Below are 19,394 nucleotides of genomic sequence, written 5' to 3' on the forward strand. Positions count from 1 at the left end.
CTCGCCGTACCCCTCCGACCTGTGTCCGTCGCCGCCCCTGTGGTGGCCCCGCCCGCGACGGGGCCACCGCCTCCGTCCGGGCGCCGTTACCGTCCGGTGCCGTCGTCGCCGCCGCCGTCCGCGCCGCCGTCCGCGTCCGCGGCGAGCCGGTGGACGGTGCCGTCCTCGGCGAACAGCTCGCTCAGTTCGAAGTCGAAGCCCTCCGCCTGGGCGAGCGCCACCAGCCGCATGGCCGCCAGCGAGGACCCGCCCAGCGCCAGGAACGGCGTGTGGACGTCGACCTGTCCGACCTGGAGCACCTCCGCCCAGATCGCGGCCAGCGCGATCTCGTCCTCGGTGGTGGGGGCCGTGGTGACCCCGGCGGTCGCGGCGGTGCCGCGGGCCGGGAACAGCGCCCGCGCACCGGTGTCCGCGGGCCGGGGCTCGGCCGCCGGGCCGGGCCGGTTCGCCGCGATGTGCTCGGCGAGTTTGCCCACGGGGGTGGTGCCGCCGTCGGCGATGGCCTCCAGGACGCCGCGGAAGGCGCCCAGGATGCGCTCCACCGACTCCGCGTCGAAGAACGCCAGGTCGTACTTGACCTGGAAGAAGAGCTGCTCCTCGGGCATCGCCTCGATGGCGAACGGGTAGTTGGTCCAGCCGACGTAGCGCTCCTGGCGCACGTCGAGGCCGCCCCGGCCGGTCCAGCCGGTGCCCCGGGGGAAGTTCTCGAAGATCAGCAGCGACTCGAACAGGGGCTGGCCGCTGGGCAGGTCGGTGCGCTGCTGGATCAGCGGCAGCGGGTAGTGGTCGTGGGAGCGGGCGGCGACCTGGGTGCGCTGGATCTGCTGGAGCCAGCGGCCGACGGGCTGCTCGGGCTCCAGGTTCACCCGCATCGGGAGGCTGTTGATGAAGATGCCGACGATGTCCTCGACCCCGGCCAGCCCGACCGGGCGGTGGGTGATGGTGATGCCGAAGCAGACGTCGTCCTGGCCGCTGCACCCGCCCACGACCACGGCCCAGGCGCCCTGTACCAGGGAGTTCAGGGTCAGCTGGTTGGCGCGGCCGTACGCGAGCAGCCGTTCGGTCAGCTCCTCGCCGAGGTCGAGGCGGGCCTCGGCGTGCATCTCCTGCGAGCTGGCGGAGAGGCCGAGCTGCGCGGAGCGGCCGATGACGGTCGGGCGGCGGAAGCCGGCCAGCCGCTCCAGCCAGTAGTCCCGGGCGCCCTCGATGTCCTCGTGCTCCAGGAAGGACACGTAGTCGCCGAAGGAACGCGTGGGGCGCAGTTCGGGCAGCCGTCCTTCGAGACCGGAGTGGTAGATCTCCAGGGAGTCGCGCAGCAGGACGAAGAGCGACCACGCGTCGAGGATCAGGTGGTGGTAGCTCATCACCAGCTTGTACGTGGTGGCGCCGAGCCGGACCATGGTCAGCCGGAACAGGGGCGCCCGCTCGTAGGGGAAGCCGCGGCGCCGGTCCTCGTCGAGGTAGCGCTCCAGCAGCTCCTTCTGCTCCGCCTCGGTGCGCTCGGACCAGTCCAGGACGGTCCAGCCCAGCTCGGCGGTGCGCTGCACCGCCTGGAGCGGTTCGGACAGGCCCTTGGTGGCGATCCAGACCCGCAGGATCTCGTGCCGGTCGACGACCTGCTGCCAGGCCCGGTGGTACGCGTCGAGGTCGACCTCGCCGTCGACCGCGTACAGGAACTGCTCGAAGTAGACGCCGGAGTCCGGGTCGAGCAGCGAGTGGAACAGCATGCCCTTCTGCATCTCGGTGAGCGGGTAGACCGTCTCGATGCCGTCGGGGTCGGCGGCGACCGCGCGCACCGCGGCCAGGTCCTCCTCGGCGAGGGTGAAGCCCTGCGGGTCGGGGGAGCCGGACGGGGCGGGGCCGGTGCCGCCCTGTGCCGCCATGAAGGCGGCGGTCTCGGCGACGGTGGGGGTGGCGAAGACCTGGGTGGCGCTCAGGCCGATGCCGTCGCGGTTGGCCTTGGCGCTGATCAGGAAGCCCTGGATGGAGTCGCCGCCCAGCGCGAAGAAGTTGTCGTGGATGCCGACGGCCGGCAGGTCCAGGGTCTCGGCCCACAGCGCGCACAGGTAGCTCTCGAGTTCGTTGCGCGCGGCCGTGTAGTCCTCGGCCAGTTCCAGGTGGGCGCCCGGCAGTTCGTGCAGGGAGCGGCGGTCGACCTTGCCGTTGTGGGTGAGCGGGATCGCGTCGATGACGGTGAAGGCGGCCGGGACCATGTAGTACGGCAGCCGGTCGCCCAGGTGGGCGCGGATCGCGGCGGCGGTGGGCGGCTCCCCGTCGCAGGTCAGGTGGGCGACCAGCCGCTGGTGACCGCCCGCGCCGCGCAGCCCGGAGGCGACGGCGCCGGTGACGCCGGGGACTTCGAGCAGCCGGGCCTCCACCTCGCCCAGCTCCACCCGGTAACCGGCGATCTTGACCTGGTCGTCCATCCTGCCGAGGAGTTCGAGCCGGCCGTCCTCGGACTGCCGGGCCAGGTCGCCGGTGCGGAACACCCGGCCGCCCTCGGTGTCGGCGAACTTCTCGGCGGTGAGCCGGGGCAGCCGGTCGTAGCCCTCGGCCATGCCCACGCCGGCCAGGCACAGCTCGCCCGTCTCGCCCGGCGGGACCGGGGCGAGGCCGGCGTCGAGGATCCGGGGGGTCAGCTCGGCGGGGTGGCCGACCGGCACGAAGCCGTCGTACACGGCGCCGGGCAGGCACTCCCAGTAGGTGCTGTAGAGGGCCTCGGTGAGTCCGTAGACGTTGAACAGCCGGGCGGACAGGCCGGTGGCGAAGTACTTCTCCGGCAGCGCGCCGGGCATCACGTCGCTGCTGCAGAAGACGTACTTCAGCGAGGTGTTGGCGGCGAAGCCGGGGTTCTCCAGGATGCCGGAGAGCAGCGCCGGGACGACCATCAGCGTCGTCACGGAACCGCTGTTGATCAGCTCGACCAGCCGGTCGGGGTCCTTGTGGTCGCCCGGCGGGACGATGACCACGGTGCCGCCGGAGAGCACCGGCCAGAACACCTCGCGGACCAGGTTGGTGATGCTGAGGGTGGTGCGCAGCAGCTGGCGGTCGCCGGGTTCGAGCGGGAAGGTGCGCTGGAGCCAGCGCTGTCCGCTGAGCAGGGCCCGGTGCGTGAGCATCACGCCCTTGGGGGTGCCGGTGGATCCGGAGGTGTAGAAGATGAACGCCAGGGCGTCCGGGGCGAGTTCGACCGGCTCGGTGAGCGGTTCGGCGACCTCGTCGAGCAGGTCCTCGACGGCGAGCTGCCGGGTGCCGTCGGGCGCGGGCCCGTCGAGGAGGGCGCGCTCGGTGACGACGAGCGTGGCGCCCGAGTACTCCAGGATGGTGGCGCGGCGCTCGTCGGGATCCTCCGGGTCGACCGGGACGCAGACTCCGCCCGCGCGCAGGATGCCGAAGAGTGCGGGGAGCAGCGCGAGGGAGCGCGACATGTGCAGTCCGACCCGGCTGCCGGGCCGGACGCCGCGGGCGACGAGGGCCGCGGCGACCCGGTCCGCATCCGTCTCCACCTGGCCGTAGGTGGCCGACGAGTCCGAGAGGAGGGCTGCCGTGCGGGTGGGGGCCGAGGCGGCCTGCGCCGTGAGCAGGTCATGCAGGAACGACATGCGTGGACACCATTTCCGTGTGGTCGGTGCGGACTGCGGTAGGGAAGGCGGTACGAGGGGTGGGCGCGGGGAGGTCCGGTGGACCCGTCAGTCCCGCGCGGCGCGGGTCGCGTCCACCCCGGAGGAGGTCGGGTCGGCGGGCCGGGCGGCGGCTGCCGCGTCCGGGACGCCGGTGAGCGCCGGTTTCCGCCGGTCCGGGTGCGGGCGGCCGGTACGCGCGGCTCCCGGAGCGTGGTCGGGTTGCCCGGCGGCTGCCTCGGCCGGGCCGTCCGCCGCGGTGCCGGCGGGGCCGTCGACGCCCGCACCGGTCCGCGCCGGCGTGTCGGGATACGGCACTTCGAGGGCCGGCGCTTCGGCGGCCGGCGCTTCGAGGGCCGGCACGTCGGACACCGGCGGCTTGTGGGCCGGCACGTCGAGGACCGGCACGCCGGACACCGGCGGCTTGTGGGCCGGCACGTCGAGGACCGGCGGATCTCGGTGGTCCCGGGCTTCGAGGACCGGCGGCTTGTGGGCCGGCAGGTCAGGCACCGGCGTTCCGGCGGCCGACGCGTCAGCCACCGCCCCTTCGAGGGCCGGCACGTCAGGGACCGGCGCTTCGCCGGCACGGGCCTCGGGCGCCGGCGGTTCCTGGACCGGCGCGTCAGGCACCGACGCGCCGGGCACCGGCGTCTCCTGGACCGGCGCGTCAGGCACGGGCGCTTCGGACACCGGCGCGTCGGACACCGGCGCTTCGGGGACCGTCCGCGGCCGGGGCGGGGGCAGCAGGGCCGCCGCGACCAGGGGCAGGGCGCCCGCGGTCAGGAAGACCCAGGTGGTGCCGGCCGTGGCGGCGAGGGTGCCGCCGAACAGCGAGCCGAACGGGATGACGCCCCAGGTCAGCCAGCGGTAGGCGGCGTTGACCCGGCCGAACAGGGGCAGCGGGATGGTCGCCTGACGGTAGGAGGTCACCGTCACGTTCCAGACCATGGACACCAGCCCGTAGACGAACAGCCCCAGGGCGATCACGGGCACCGCGGGCACGGCCAGGGCGAGGAAGCAGAGGCCGAGCAGCGGCGCACCGAACCGCATGACCGGCCCGTCGCCGACCGCATCGAGGATGCGTCCGGTCACCAGCCCGGCGAGGATGCTGCCGACCGCGAGGAAGGTGAGCAGCAGCCCGTACCCGGTCTCGGAGAGGCCGAGCCGTCCGGGGCGCACCGCCCACAGCGGCAGCATGGTCAGGCACATCGAGTAGGACAGGTTGTTGACGGCGGCGGCGGTCGCGAGCCGGGCGAGGTCCCCCCGACCGCGGAAGTAGCGCAGCCCCTCGCCGAGTTCGGCGACCAGGGATCCGAATGACGACCGCCGGCCGGCGCCGGCGCGAGCCGGTTCGGTTGCCGGCCGGGCGTGGCCGGCCGCCGCCTGCTCGACGGCCGCGGGCAGCAGTCCCAGCGCCCAGACGGTGACCACGTACAGGGCGACCACCACCGCCAGTCCGCCGCCGGAGCCCAGCGCCACCACGTAGCCGCCGAGTGCCGGACCGATCAGCTGCGCGAGGAACATCTGGGTGGACTGCAGGGAGGCGTTGGCCTTGGGGAGCTGCCCCACCGGGACCAGCCGGGGCAGCTGGGACTGGGCGGCCACGTCGACGAAGATGCCCGCGCAGCCGATGAGGAAGGCGGTGACGACCAGCGCCCACAGGGGCAGCCGGTCGGTGGCGGCCAGGGCGCACATGGCGGCCACCAGCGGCAGCCGGACCGCCGACGCCCAGCGCATGACGCTGCGGGGCGGGTACCGGTCGGCCAGCACCCCGGCGGGCAGGGTGGCGATGAGCCAGGGCAGCCGGACGGCGAGACCGACCGCACCGACCGCGACCGCGGAGCGGCTGATCCCGAGGGCCAGCAGCGGGACCGCGATCTTGTAGATGCCGTCCGCCAGGTCCGAGGAGACCACGGCGGACTGGAAGAGCCGGAACGGCGGGCCGAGCCGCTCCTTGCCCGGGGTTTCCCGCCCCCTCCGGGTGGCACTCAACATCGGTCCACCAGCACCACGGAGCTCATCAGGGCACCGTGGTGGGCGTTGAGGACGGGCCCGCCACCGGGGACGCCGTGCCGTACCAGCACGCCCGAGGGGGCGCCGCCGAACATGAACGGGCCGACGACGAAGGGCACTTCGGCGTGTTCCAGGGCGCCGGTCTCCTGGTCCTGGAAGTCCAGCGCGAGCCGGTCCGGCGTCACATGGGTCTGCAGGATGTGGCGTCCGGCCCATCGGGCGTCCTCCAGCGCCCGGCGCCACTCCTCGTCCCGGACCTCGGGGCCGAGGACCACGCCGCCGCCGCCGTAGCCGCCGACGGGCTTGAGGACCAGTTCCGTGCGGTGGGCCAGGGCGTGCCGCAGCAGCGCGTCGCCGTCGGGGCCGGGTGCGGGGAACAGGGCCGTCCAGGGCAGGTGACGCTCGATCAGCCGCTGGTCGTCCCCGGGCAGCGCGTCCTTGTCCGCCCAGAGCCAGGCCATCGTGGTCTTGTCGCTGAGCAGCCAGGTCGCCTCGGAGGTGTGCATCCGCACCCGGCCGGCGCGCACGGAGCGGACCAGGGCGTCCAGGCCGGGGCTCGGCGGCTGGTCGAAGCTGAGGAAGAGCCGGAACACGGCGTCCACCCGCCGCCCGTCGAGCAGCAGGACGTCGTCCTCGCCGGTCTCCAGCCGGTCCATCGGGCAGGCGACGGTGTCCATGCCGTGCCGTCGGCCGCTCTCGCACATCGGGGCCAGCCAGGCGAGGAACGCGTCGGGGTCCTCCAGTCCGGGTGCCGCGCCCTTGCTGAACACGGGAATGGCGACCCGCGCCCCTTCCGAAAGCCCCAGTGACGTACGGATTTCGGCGAAACGGGAATCCACGGCGGACGGCGGGGCGTCGATACGGTCCCCGCCGGGAAGCGGACGATAGAGATCACGGAATCGCGCGGCGAGGAGATCGGCCTGGAGTGTGCCGCCGAGCGCACCGTCGATATTGAATTCGACGAACCGGGGGACGCCGGACCGATAGACGATGTCGGGGCGCGCGGCGACGAGCAGGTGGTCGCCGAGAAGCTCCGTGCGCGACAGCAGCGGCGTGTCGGCCTCGTCCACCCCCAGCACGTCCTGGAGTTCGCCGACGGTGGTGGCCCTGCGGCGGCAGGCGTCGAGGATCAACCGCATCAGACGTGCGGAAACGCGGCCCAGTTCGTCGTAGTGGCTCCGGTCGACGAAGCTCGGGCGCACCGGGCGCCACGTTCCCATGGAACCGCTGATTCCGTCGTGGACGCTCCGCGCGCCGGTGACCGAACGGGCCAGGGCGCTTTCACGGAAGGACGGGGCGAGTTCACTCCAGATGTCGAACGAACGACGCGATGAACCGAGATTGTTCTCCATGCCCCCCCGCATGTCCTGATGCCGCTTTCGCATTTCGCACAGGGGGTTTCCGCGTCCCCCCAGCCGCTGGAGCGGAACACTATCGCCACCTCGCCGGCACCGGTTCGACGCGCCGGAAGATGCCTCTCCGGCACGGAGCCCGGGACGAAGAAATCCCGCGTCGCACGCACGGGTCCGCGGACATCTTGCCGACGGGTCGCACGCAATCGGCAAATACCACTACGTGGACACCGGGTGGCGGCGGTCCGCGTCCACGGCGCTCGCGGCCGGGTGAACCTCTGTACGAACTCCGTTTCCCCGTTGTATGACTTCTCCCTATGTGATGGCGGAGCGTTCACCCGGAGCGCACGCTTCCGCTTGACAACGTTGTCCACCAGGGAAGGGTCCGTGCTCGTCATGCCCGACAGATCCAAGAGACCGCCGATACGGTCGTCCAGTCCACGGGCCGCCCTGCGGGCCACGGTCGCGGCGGTGCTCGCCGGGGCACTCGGCCTGGCCGCGCTGACGGGCGGCGGCACCGCCGTCGCCGTGCCCGTCACGAAGGCCTCGCCCCCGGCCGGTGAGAGGTCTGGCGGAACGGACTACACGAAGCTCGTCGATCCGTTCGTGTCCACCGCGGGCGACGACGGCAACGACCTTCCCGGCGCCCAGGCGCCGCACAGCCTGGCCAAGGTCAACCCGATGACGACCCCGGGCCGCAACCACTCCGGGTACGACTACAACGAGGACCACATCGCCGGGTTCACCGCCACGAACCTGGACGGCGTGGGCGGTTCGGGCGGCGGCGGCGACCTGCTGGTCGTCCCCACCTCGCAGCAGTACGACAAGCGCCCGGCCACGAGCACCTACGCACACCCCTACAGCCACGACGACGAGAGCGCGACGCCCGGCTCCTACCGGGTGGGGCTCGGGTCCCCCTCGGGGACGATCGACGCCGAGATGACGGCGACGACCCGCACGGCGCTCGAACGGTACGCCTTCCCCGCGAAAGCGCGGCCGCAGATCGTCCTCGACCTCGCCAACAACTTCACGAGCCGCACCCGCGCGACCCTGGACGCGACACGGCTGAAGGACGGGACGACCGCGATCAGCGGCCTGGTCGCCGGATCGTTCAACGGCGCCTCGTACCGCCTGTACTACTACGCCACCACGAACGTCCCCGTGACCTCGCTGCGCACCTGGGGCGACGACGGCGCGCTGGGCGACGCGACGGCGCGGGACGGCACCGACACCGGCGCCGTCCTCGGGTTCGACCCGGCCGACGGCGACGACGTCGAACTGCGCGTCACGCTGTCGCCGATCAGCGCCGAACAGGCCGCAACCGACCAGCACGAGGAGGTCGCGGGCCGCACCTTCGAGGAGGTGCGCGCGCAGACGAAGGCGGACTGGAACCGCACCCTCGGCGCCGTCGCGGTCAAGGCCTCGAAGAAGGCCGACCCGGACTCGACGCTCACCAAGCAGTTCTACACGCACCTGTACCGCATGTACGCGCTGCCGGTGAACGCCACCAGCACCAGCGGCACGTACCGGGGCGTCGACGGCGCGGTGCACAAGGCGAACGGCTTCACGTACTACGACGGCTGGTCCACCTGGGACGACTTCCGCAAGTACTCGGTCGCGGCCTACATCGACCCGGCGACCTACCGGGACATGGTGCAGTCCGCGGTCATCCTCTTCGCCGACGCGCACGCCGCGGGCAAGAGCCTCGGCAGCCTCACCCACTCGGTGCCGACGGTGCGCTGGGAGCGCTCGGCCGTGGTGATCGCCGACGCCCTGTCGAAGGGGTTCAAGGACTTCGACCGGCTCGACGAGGCGTACCCGGCGCTGAAGTCGTACACCGGCTACTACACCGGGACGCAGCTGCGGCAGGGCTACATCGCCGGCGACCCCGGCACGACGGTCCAGCGCGGCTACGACCAGTGGGCGCTGTCCGTCGTCGCCGACGCGCTCGGCGAGGACGCGGAGGCGAAGAAGCTGCGCGAGCAGGCGACGATGGCGACCGACAACCTGGTCAAGCCCGGCGCCTGGACCGCGCCCGACGGCAGCGAGGTGGGTCTGCTCACCCCGCGCGACGGCGAGGGCGACTGGCAGAAGGCCGACTACGAGAAGTTCGAGGAGGCCAGGCTCTACCAGGGCACGCTCTGGCAGTACCACTGGTACGACGCGTACGACATGGGCGGCCTCATCGAGGCCATGGGCGGCGAGCAGGCCGGCCGGGCCGCGATCCGGCACATGTTCGGCGAGGACTCCGACGCCGACGACGGCTCGACCATGCTGCACTCCAACGCCAACGAGATCGACCTCCAGGCCCCCTACCTCTTCAACTACGTCGGCGAGCCGAGCCTGACGCAGAAGTGGGTGCGCGCCATCTACACCGGTGAGACCTGGAACCGGTACATCGCGACGGGCTCCACGAACGAAGCGCCCAGCTCCGGCGGCGAGTTCAGGCCGCCGGTGAAGACCAAGGCCTACGAACTCGCCCCGGACGGCTTCCTGCCGACCATGGACAACGACGCCGGCACCATGTCGACCATGTTCGTCGCCGCCGCCCTCGGGCTGTTCCCGGTGACCGCGGGCTCCAGCCAGTTCCAGATCGGCAGCCCGTTCTTCGACTCCACGACGATCACCTACCCCAACGGTGCCGAGTTCACCGTCGAGGCCGACGGGGTCTCGCCGAAGAACTACTACGTGCAGCGCGCGGCACTGAACGGCAAGCGGTTCTCCAACACGTGGCTCGACTACGCGCAGATCGTGGCCGGCGGCACCCTGAAGTTCGACATGGGCTCCGAGCCGTCGTCCTGGGGTGCCCGCACCGAGCCCGCGTACTCGCTGAACACCGACTCGGGCGACGGTGACGACGAGCACGCGCCCGGCAGGGGCACGACCGTCGTCTCCGCCCGCCCCGAGACCGTCCGCACCGCCGCGGACGGCACCGTCGAGGCGAGCGTCGAACTCCGCCTGTCCGGCAGGGCGTCGTTCGCCGCGCGGAAGGGCACCAGCCTCACCCGGACCGGCGCGGCGAGCGTGACCGGCCTCCCGGACGGGGTCACGGCCGACCTCCGGGTCACCGGCAAACGCACCGCGTCGCTGAGGCTCACCGGCACCACCAGGACCGACGCGCGGTTCGGCATCACCTTCCGCGACCGGGCCTTCCCGCACGGCATACCGGCCTCCACGGTGACCGGCACCGGCGTGTCCGTGACCGACCCGCTGATCGTCTCGGCCGCGGCCGTGCACCGCGGCAGCCTCGCCGCCCTCGTCGACGAGGCGTCCCTGGTGCGCGAGGGCAACTACTCCGACGGCTCCTACGGCATCTTCCGCACGGCCCTGGAACGCGCGCGGACCGTCCTCGCGGACTCCGCCTCCCCCACCGGCACGCTCATGGCGGCGCACGACGCGCTGCGCTCGGCCGTCGACGCACTCACCCTGGACGAGGGCGGCTACGCCGTCCTCCAGGCCGAGGACCCCGACCGGATGGAGGGTCCCAGCCTCGTGAAGGAGGCGTACTACTCCGACGGCGACCTCGGCGGCGTCACCGAGGGCGCCTGGGAGCAGTACACGGACCTCGACTTCGGCGGGGTCGCCCCGCGCAGCGTCTCCGTGCGCTACGCCAACTCGCAGGCCGCGGCGGCGGAACCGAGCAGCGTGGACATCCACGCCGGGGACGCCGACGGCCCCGTCGTCGCCACCGTCTCCCTGCCCGGGACCGGCGGCTGGCAGTACTACACGACCGTGCGGGCGGCGGTCTCGGACCCGCAGGCCCTGCTGAAGGCGTCCAGCACGACCTTCGTGTTCCACGCCCCCTCGGGGCGGCAGTGGGTGTCGAACTTCGACTGGTACCAGTTCTCGCCCGAGGCGGCCCCCTCGTCCTCCCCGATCACCACACTCGCCACCCTCACCACGGCCAACACCACCTCGACCGGCGACGGTTCACTCCCGCTGAAGGTCTCGGGCGGCGTCTTCGAGAACGTGACGAACGGCGCGTGGGCCGAGTGGCGGGACACCGACCTCGGTGACGGCGCCGACACCGTCACCGTCAGCTACGACAAGCCCCGTTCCCGGGCGGCGTCGGACTCGCACATCGAACTGCGCCCGGGTGCGAAGGACGGCCCGACGGCCGTCACCGTCCCGCTCGACTACACCGGCTCGGGCTGGGGCACCGTGGCATCCACGAGCGTGCGGCTCGACCCGGACGTCTTCGAGGGCACGCAGGACGTCTACGCCGTCTTCGTCTCCAGCACCCAGACCGACGCACAGCCCTACGTCGCCAACGTCCACTCGCTCACCCTGACGCGGCAGGCGGACGCCCCGGTGGTGTTCGACGCCACGGCCTTCGAGGGCAGCAGCGGCGGCGGACTCAAGAGCGAACCGGCCACCTGGAGCGGCGCGGGTTCCGCCACCAGCCTCGGCGGCACCTACGACGGAGCCTGGCTCGACTACGGGGACGTCGACTTCGGCGACTCCCCCAAGAACACCGTCACGCTCACCTACGTCAACAACTCCGCCCGCTGCGGCACCGGTTCCGCCGTCCAGCTCTACCTGGACTCCTTCGACCCGGACGCCCCCGGCACGCCGTACGCGACCGTCCCGCTGCCGGTCACCGGCAGTTCGTGGTCGTCGGGCGGGACGACCAGCCTGACCCTGCCGGAGGCGATCAACGGCACGCACGCCGTGCACCTGCGGCTGACCACGAACGCGGACTCCTCGCACCCCTACGTCGCCAACCTCGGCCAGGTCACCTTCGACCGCGTCGAGGCCCCCGCGCAGACGGATCTGTCCGCCCTGCGCAAGGCGATCGAGCAGTACGAGGGCCTGTCCGAGGACGCGGACCGGTACGGCACGATCGACTTCGGCGTGTTCCGGCGCGAACTCACCGCCGCCCGCGACCTCCTCGGCACCGAGGACGCGACCCAGCTCGAGGCCGACCTGCGGACCCGGAGCCTGACCCTGGCCGCGAACCAGCTGGTGCCGCTGCCGAGGCTGCGGCTGGAGAGCCTGGTCGCCACGGCGTCCGCCCTCGCCGACGAGCGCTACACGGACGCTTCGTGGAAGGCGTTCACCACGGCGCTCACCGCGGCGAAGACGGCCGTGGCGGACGAGACGGCGACGGACCGCACCCTCACCGAAAGATACGCGGCCCTCGACCGCGCGAGGTCCTCGCTCACCACGAAGCGCAGGACGGTGCCGGCCGCGCCCGGCGCGGTGTCCGCCGCTCCCTCCGGCACCAGTGTGCAGGTCACCTGGTCCGCGCCCGAGGACGACGGCGGTTCGCCGGTCACCGGCTACGAGATCACGCTCAGCGGCGGCCGGCAGGTCGAGATCGCCGATCCGGACAGCCGGAGCACGGTGTTCACCCGGCTGAAGGACGGCACGTCGTACACGGCGCGGGTCCGCGCGGTGAACGCCCTCGGCGACTCCCCCTGGAGCGCACGGACGCAGCCTGCCGTCACGGGCGACAACAGGCCGCAGGCCCCGACCGTCACGGGCGTGGTCACCGACGGCGAACGGGTCCGGGTGAACTGGCGGCCGGCCGGTGACGGCGGCTTCCCGGTCGTCGGTTACACCGTGGCCCTGGACGACGGGACCACCGCGCACGTGCCCGGCACCACCTCCACCGCGGTGCTCACGGCGGCCGGCGGGGCGAAGGCCCACACCGCCACCGTGACCGCGGTGACCCGGGCGGGCAGCTCGGACGGCTCCGGGGCGACGGTCTCCACCGCCCCGGCCACGTCCACCACCTCGGCCACCTCGGCCACCTCGACCGGCGACCCGGCGGAGTACGAGCCGTCCCCCTTCCCGGGCGACACGCTCGACGCCACCTACGCCTCGGACACGTGGCCCGAGACCGGGGACGGGTCCGACTGGTTCACCCACCTGCTCTCCGGTTTCGACGACCTCGGCCCCGCCACGCTCGGCGCCAACTCGGAGGTGCCCGCGGGCACCCCGCTCGGCGCCGAGAACGACAGGATCACCGTGCGCGTCAACAACGCGGCGACGCAGCAGCAGGTCGACCGGGCCGAGGTGGACGCGTCGAACAGCGCCACCGTCACGATGGCCGACGGCCTCGGCTCCCGGCTCGGCCCGCTGTACGGCGAAGCCCTGAAGGAGGGCCGCCTGCCCAAGACCAGCGCGCTGTTCTCCCGCGTCAACGAGAACCTCGACACCCACGACGCGGCGAAGAACCACTACCAGTACCTGCGGCCGTACGTGCGGCTCGGCTTCGCCGGGGACGGCGGCGCCGTCTACGAGTCGCAGGACAGCTCGTACAGCGGCCTGGCCGGCCAGGGCTCGTACCCGAGCGGTCACACCTACGGCGGCTACGAGGCCGGGACGATCCTCGCCACGCTGCTGCCCGACCTGGCGCCGTCGATCCTCGCGCGCACCTCGGAGTACGGGGACAACCGGATCGTCCTCGGGTTCCACTACCCGCTCGACGTCATGGGCGGCCGCATCACGGCCCAGGCCACGGTGGCGCACCGCTGGGCGGACCCGGAGTTCGCGAAGCTGCTGGGCCAGGCCCACACCGAGATCGAGAACGTGCTGCTCGCGCGGTGCGAGGAGGAGGGCTACGGCGACACCCTCACGGCCTGCGCGGGCGACCCGTACGCCGGGCTGAGCACGGCGCAGCAGGTCGACCGGTACACCCAGCGGCTCACCTACGGGTTCTCCCGTACCGGCGAGGCCGGGCAGGCCCTCGACGCGCCGTCCGACGCGGCGGCGCTGCTGATCACGGCCTTCCCGGACCTCACCGCGGAACAGCGCGCCCAGGTCCTGGAGCAGACCGCGACGGACTCGGGGTACCCGCTCGACCTCACCGGCTCCGGCGGGCCGGGCTGGCAGCGGATCAACCTGGCGGCGGCGATGGCGGCGGACGTGGTCGTGAACGCCGACGGGTCGGTCACGGTGACCAACTTCCCGGACGCGACCGCGGCGAGTGCGGCCGAGGCCGTCGCGATCACCGTGGGGGGCGTGGCGCTGGACGGGTTCGACCCGGACGTGAGCACCTACGTCGTGGACTGGCCGAGGAACGGCGGGCGGATCCCGGCCGTCGGTGCCGTGACGGCCGCGTCGGGCGCGCGGGTGAAGGTGACGTCCGGCAGTTCCACGGTCTCCTCCTCCCAGCGCGGGTTCAGTACCCGCACCCTCACGGTGACCTCGGCCGACGGTGAGTTCACCCGCACCTACACGGTCGGGTTCCGGCCGGTGGAGCAGCATCCGCACCGGCCGGGCGCGCTCCGGGACACCGGCGGTGGCGGCACAGCCGGTGGCAGTGCCGGCGGGGGCGATGTCGGCGGCGGTCTCTGGTCGCCGGCCCGCGAGTGGGAACAGACCGTGAACTGACGGCTGGTTGACCGCGTTCCCACCGCGGCCCGACCTCGGTGCACCGCCCCGTCACGGCACGTCCGTGGCGGGGCGGTCCGCCGTTCTCACGTCGGGGTCGGCTCCTCGGCGCGCGGTCCGTCGCCCTCCCGGGCGCGGCGCAGGGCGTCCTCGTCGGTGCGGGCGTCGTAGCCGACCAGCCGGGGCAGGGCGGCGGTGAGCAGTCCCACGGCGGCGACACAGGCCACCCCGCCGGTCCAGATGGCCGGGCGGGCGCCGGTCCAGCCGGCCATGGCGCCCGCGCGGACCTGACCGAGCTGCGGCCCGATGCTGTAGGAGAGCACCTCGATGCCGGCGAGGCGGCCGCGCAGCCGGTCGGGGATGGTCTGGTTCCAGATGGTGGTGCGACCCAGGCCGCTGAGCATGTCCCCGGCGCCCGCCAGCGCGAGGCAGGCCAGCACGAGCCAGATCTGCGAGGTCCAGCCGGCCGCCGCGACCGCCAGTCCCCAGCCGGTGGCGCCGAACACCACCAGCAGTCCGTGCCGCCGGGTCCGGGACACCCAGCCGCTGGTGAGGCTGACCAGCAGGGAGCCGACGGCGCCCGCCGAGTACATCAGGCCCAGCGCCCAGTCGGCGTCCAGCTCGTCGGCGAGGAACGGGAAGATGGTGTTGGGGAACGCGAACAGCATCGCGGCCAGGTCGATCGCGTACGTGCCCAGCAGCACCGGCCTGGACCAGGCGTACCGGGCGCCCTCGGCGATCCCGCGCAGGGACGGCCGGGCCGCGTGCTCGGCGGGCGGCACGGGCGAGAGGCCGCGGCACATCAGGACCGAGGCGCAGAAGCAGACCACCGTGGTGGCGTAGGCGGGCACGTTGCCCGCGTAGGCGACCACGAGGCCCGCCAGCGCGGGTCCGGCGATGGCGCCGGCCTGCCAGCGCAGGGCGTTCAGGGCCGCGGCGGCGGCCAGCTGGTCGTGCGGCACGATCCGGGCCAGCAGCGAGTCCAGGGCGGGGCGTTGGAGACCGGCCAGCGCCGCCACCCCGCCCGCGACCACGTACAGCGGCCAGAGCAAGGGGTGCGGCAGCAGCGCGTTCACGAGCAGGACGGCCGCGAGGAGTCCGAGGCCCGCCTCGGTGAGCACGATGACCCTGCGCCGGTCCACGGCGTCGGCGAGCGCCCCGCCGTAGAGGCCGAAGACCACCAGGGGTACCAGTTCGACGGCGCCCATGACGCCGACGGCCAGCGGGGAGCCGGTCAGTTCCTTGATCTGGAGCGGCAGCGCGATCAGCGCCATCACGCTTCCGAGGTAGGTGACCAGCCCCTGCACCCACAGGAGCCGGAAGTCGCGGGAGGAGCGCCAGGGCGCGAGGTCGGGCAGCAGGGCGGTGAGCTTCGAGGTCATGACTTGGCTCCGCCGTCCCCGTCGGTGACCGCGGTGGCGGGCGTGGTGGCGGTCGTGGTGGCGGTCGTGTGGTGGCGGCCGATCGGCAGGACGGGGGGCTTGCCGGAGACCGGGTCCTCGATGACGCGGCTCTCCGTGCCGTACACGGAGCGCACCGTGTCCTCGGTCATGACGTCCCGGGTGGATCCGGCCGCGTGCGGCCCGCCGGACGCGAGGGCGATGAGCCGGTCCGCGTAGCGCGCGGCGAGGTTGAGGTCGTGCAGGACCATGACGATGGTGGTGCCGCGGGTCCGGTCGAGGACGGTGATGCCCCCGGGGATGACCGGCGACCGGGGCGACAGGCCCAGGGTGCGGGCGGGTTCCCTGACCGGGGTGCGGTGTACGTCCTTGCCGTCCGGGACGACGCGCCCGGTACTGGGGGCGAGCGGCCGGGACATGGAGCGCGGCACTGTTCTCATCGACCCGGTGTTCACTTTCAGGGAGGAGGGCGCGGAAAGCCGGACTGACATAGTTAGGTAAGGCTTACCTGAACTCGACCTGCTCAGACTAGGCAGCCCGCGCACCCGTAGCAATCGAGCCTTCTCGACAGCGGTTGTAGCGATCGGGACACGGCGCGGCCGGTGCGCGACGGCGCCGGTGCGGCCGGCGCGCCCGCTCTCAGGGCGCCCGGAACCGGCCCGGAGTGGTCCCCGTCGTCCGCCGGAACGCCGCTCCGAAGGCGCTCGCCGAGCGGTAGCCCACCGCGTCGGCCACCACCTCGACCTCGAACCCGCGCGCCAGCAGCCGCACGGCGTGCTGCGCCCGGACCGAGGCGACCCAGCGGGCGAAGCTCGTGCCCGTCTCGGTACGGAAGGCGCGGGTCAGGGTGCGCTCGCTGCATCCGAGGACGGTGGCCCAGCCGGTCAGGGTGCGCTGGTCGGAGGGGTCGGCCCGGACCGCGTCCACGATCGGCCGCAGCAGCGCGGACGTGGGCAGGTGCACCAGCAGTGCCCTCGGCGAGGGCCGCAGCACGTCCAGCACCATGGCCTCGGTGACGTCCCGGGACCGCGGCGGCAGGTCCGGCTCTCCCAGCCGGTCCAGGAGCAGCCTGAGCAGGGGCGTGATGTCCACGGCCACCGGCTCGTCGGGCAGCGCCGAGACCGTGCCGTGCCGGAAGAAGTGGGCGCGGTAGGAGGTTCCGGCGACGGCGGAGGCCGAGTGCAACTGCCCCGCGGGCATCCACAGGCCGAGCGTCGGTGTGACGCACCAGACCTGGGACCCGGTCACGGCGGTGGACGCGCCGTGGGCGTTCCAGAGCAGTTCGTGCCAGGGGTGGGAGTGCTCGGTCCAGGTCGTGTCGGCGGCGACGACCTCCGCGTACGCCTTGATCACGAACGAGACGTCCACCTCGCCGGCGGCGAGCGCCGGCAGTTCCCTGGTGACACGCATGCGGGCCAGGCTAACCGGCGGGAGCCGCCGGTCCCGTCCGGCCGGTACACGGCGGTACGGGCCGGAAATGGGTGTGCGAACCGATGGACGCCCGTGGCGCGCGTCCCGGACGCTGCTGCGGTGCCCCTGTTCTGGAGAATCTCGCTGTTCAACTCGGTGGTGCTGATCGCGGCGACCGCGTTGCTGCTGGGACCGGTCACCGTGTCGACCCCCGTCCTGCTCACCGAGGCCGCGATCCTCACGGCCGGCCTGGTGGTCATACTGATCGCCAACATCCTGCTGCTGCGGATCGGCCTCGGACCACTGCGCCAGCTCGCGCGGGCCATGACCACGACCGATCTGCTGCGGCCGCGGGTCCGCCCCAAGGTCGACGGCGACGGCGAGATCGCCGAGCTGATCACCACCTTCAACACCATGCTCGACCGGCTGGAGGCCGAACGCGCCCTGAGCGCCGCCCGCACGCTGAGCGCGCAGGAGTCGGAACGCCACCGGGTCGCCCAGGAGCTGTACGACGAGGTGGGGCAGACCCTCGCCGCCGTGCTGCTGGATCTCAAGCGGGTCGCGGACCAGGCGCCCGAGGAGGTGCGTGAGCAGCTCTCGCAGGTGCAGGAGACGACCCGGGCCAGCCTGGACGAGATCCGCCGCATCGCCCGCCGGCTGCTCCCGGGGGTCCTGGAGGAGCTGGGCCTGAGCAGCGCCCTGAGGTCGCTCTCGGACGAGTTCACCGGGCCTTCGCTGACCGTGCGCCACGACATCGCCACCGGCCTGCCCGGTCTCGGCGACAACGCCGACCTGGTGCTCTACCGGGTCGCCCAGGAGGGCCTCACCAACGCGGCCCGGCACTCCGGGGCCCGCCTGGTGGTGCTGTCCCTGGAGCGGGCCGGTGACGCCGTCCGGCTGCGGGTGCGGGACGACGGCCGGGGCTTCGACGACTCGGGCGGGGCCGTCGAGGGCGCCGGGATCCGGGGTATGCGGGAGCGCGCCCTGCTGATCGGCGCCGACCTGGTCGTCGGCCCGGCGCGCGGGGGCGGCACCGAGGTGCGGCTGACCGTGCCCGTCGGCGACCGGGTGCCCGACCGGGTCGCGTGACCGCCCGGACGGGGGGGGAAGGGCGGAGCGGGGCCCGCAAGGGCGGGAACACACCGGTCGGGCGCGCTGTTGTCGCCGGATGCGGAACGGAGGCGGAACGGTGCACGGTGAATACAAGATCCCCGGCGGCAAGCTGGTCGTCGTGGACGTGGCGGCCGAGGACGGCGTGCTGCGGCACGTGCGGGTGGCGGGCGACTTCTTCCTGGAGCCGGACGAGGCGCTGGACGCGGTGAACCGCGCGCTGGAGGGGGCCCCGGCGGACACGGACGCGGCGGGACTCGCCGCGCGGATCGACGCGGCCCTGCCCGAGGGCACCGTCATGTACGGGCTGACCTCGGAGGGCGTCGGCATCGCCGTGCGCCGCGCGCTGGCGCACGCCACGGACTGGACGGACTACGACTGGCAACTGATCCACGAGGGACCCGAGTCCCCCGCGCTGCACATGGCCCTCGACGAGGTGCTGACCGCCGAGGTCGCCGCGGGCCGGCGTCCGCCGACGCTCAGGGTGTGGGAGTGGGGCGCCCCCGCGGTGATCATCGGCAGCTTCCAGTCGCTGCGCAACGAGGTGGACGCCGAGGGCGCCGCCCGGCACGGCATCGAGGTGGTCCGCCGGATCTCCGGCGGCGGCGCGATGTTCGTGGAGCCCGGCAACACGATCACCTACTCCCTGTCCGTGCCGGAGGCACTGGTGCAGGGCCTCTCCTTCCAGGACAGCTACGCCTACCTCGACGACTGGGTGCTGGGCGCGCTCGGCGAGATGGGCATCCGCGCCTGGTACCAGCCGCTCAACGACATCGCCACCGACCAGGGCAAGATCGCCGGTGCCGCGCAGAAGCGCGTCGTGGGGCCCGGGGGCGGGCCCGGCGCCGTACTGCACCACGTGACCATGTCGTACGACATCGACGCGGACAAGATGCTCCAGGTGCTGCGGATCGGGCGGGAGAAGATGTCCGACAAGGGCATGAAGTCCGCGAAGAAGCGGGTGGACCCGCTGCGCCGGCAGACCGGTCTGGCGCGCGAGGCCGTGATCGAGCGGATGATCTCCTCCTTCGGCGGGCGGTACGGGCTGAGCCGGGGCAAGGTGACGGACGAGGAGCTGGAACGGGCCCGGGAACTGGCCCGCACCAAGTTCTCCTCCGCCGAGTGGACCGCCCGGGTGCCCTGAGGGT

At 73.0% G+C, this 19,394-nt stretch carries 9 protein-coding genes; 3 read left to right on the forward strand and 6 right to left on the reverse strand.

Features of this window, described 5'->3' with window-relative positions:
* Positions 1 to 86: 86 nt before the first annotated feature.
* The 3 genes from R2E43_RS06270 to R2E43_RS06280 all read right to left on the reverse strand — a co-directional run bounded on the left by R2E43_RS06270 (position 87) and on the right by R2E43_RS06280 (position 6,985).
* A complete protein-coding gene (locus R2E43_RS06270) occupies positions 87 to 3,602 on the reverse strand; it encodes an amino acid adenylation domain-containing protein (RefSeq protein WP_332055986.1) in 3,516 nt (1,171 codons plus the stop codon).
* Positions 3,603 to 3,689: 87 nt separating this feature from the next.
* A complete protein-coding gene (locus R2E43_RS06275) occupies positions 3,690 to 5,615 on the reverse strand; it encodes an MFS transporter (RefSeq protein WP_093457328.1) in 1,926 nt (641 codons plus the stop codon).
* Positions 5,609 to 6,985 carry a hypothetical protein gene (locus R2E43_RS06280; protein WP_093457327.1) on the reverse strand — a complete coding sequence of 459 codons (1,377 nt, stop codon included), beginning with the start codon at positions 6,983 to 6,985 and terminating at the stop codon, positions 5,609 to 5,611. The genes R2E43_RS06275 and R2E43_RS06280 overlap by 7 nt, the downstream gene beginning before the upstream one ends.
* Before the next feature lie 396 nt (positions 6,986 to 7,381).
* Between R2E43_RS06280 and R2E43_RS06285 the strand changes: the two genes are divergently transcribed.
* Positions 7,382 to 14,326, forward strand: coding sequence for a glycoside hydrolase domain-containing protein (locus R2E43_RS06285; protein WP_332055987.1), 6,945 nt, complete (start codon positions 7,382 to 7,384; stop codon positions 14,324 to 14,326).
* 86 nt (positions 14,327 to 14,412) lie between these two features.
* On the opposite strand, the gene R2E43_RS06290 is transcribed toward R2E43_RS06285, so the two are convergent.
* From R2E43_RS06290 to R2E43_RS06300, 3 genes are all read right to left on the reverse strand, one after another.
* Positions 14,413 to 15,708: an MFS transporter gene (locus R2E43_RS06290; protein WP_011030908.1), complete on the reverse strand. Its 1,296-nt coding sequence runs from the start codon at positions 15,706 to 15,708 to the stop codon at positions 14,413 to 14,415.
* Complete coding sequence (locus tag R2E43_RS06295) at positions 15,705 to 16,217, reverse strand: ABC transporter ATP-binding protein (RefSeq protein ID WP_332055988.1); 513 nt, start codon at positions 16,215 to 16,217, stop codon at positions 15,705 to 15,707. The genes R2E43_RS06290 and R2E43_RS06295 overlap by 4 nt, the downstream gene beginning before the upstream one ends.
* A gap of 148 nt (positions 16,218 to 16,365) precedes the next feature.
* Positions 16,366 to 17,136 (reverse strand): helix-turn-helix transcriptional regulator, encoded by a 771-nt coding sequence (locus tag R2E43_RS06300; protein WP_003972553.1) that lies wholly within the window; start codon positions 17,134 to 17,136, stop codon positions 16,366 to 16,368.
* A gap of 120 nt (positions 17,137 to 17,256) precedes the next feature.
* Between R2E43_RS06300 and R2E43_RS06305 the strand changes: the two genes are divergently transcribed.
* Together R2E43_RS06305 and R2E43_RS06310 are read left to right on the forward strand one after the other, a co-directional pair.
* On the forward strand, positions 17,257 to 18,225 hold the full coding sequence (locus R2E43_RS06305) for a HAMP domain-containing sensor histidine kinase (RefSeq protein WP_037666121.1): 969 nt from the start codon (positions 17,257 to 17,259) through the stop codon (positions 18,223 to 18,225).
* A gap of 100 nt (positions 18,226 to 18,325) precedes the next feature.
* The gene (locus tag R2E43_RS06310; RefSeq protein ID WP_136208856.1) at positions 18,326 to 19,390 is read left to right on the forward strand and encodes a lipoate--protein ligase family protein; all 1,065 of its coding nucleotides are present in this window, start codon (positions 18,326 to 18,328) and stop codon (positions 19,388 to 19,390) included.
* Positions 19,391 to 19,394: the final 4 nt, after the last annotated feature.

Source organism: Streptomyces violaceoruber (assembly GCF_033406955.1).
GTDB classification, from domain to species: Bacteria; Actinomycetota; Actinomycetes; order Streptomycetales; family Streptomycetaceae; genus Streptomyces; species Streptomyces violaceoruber.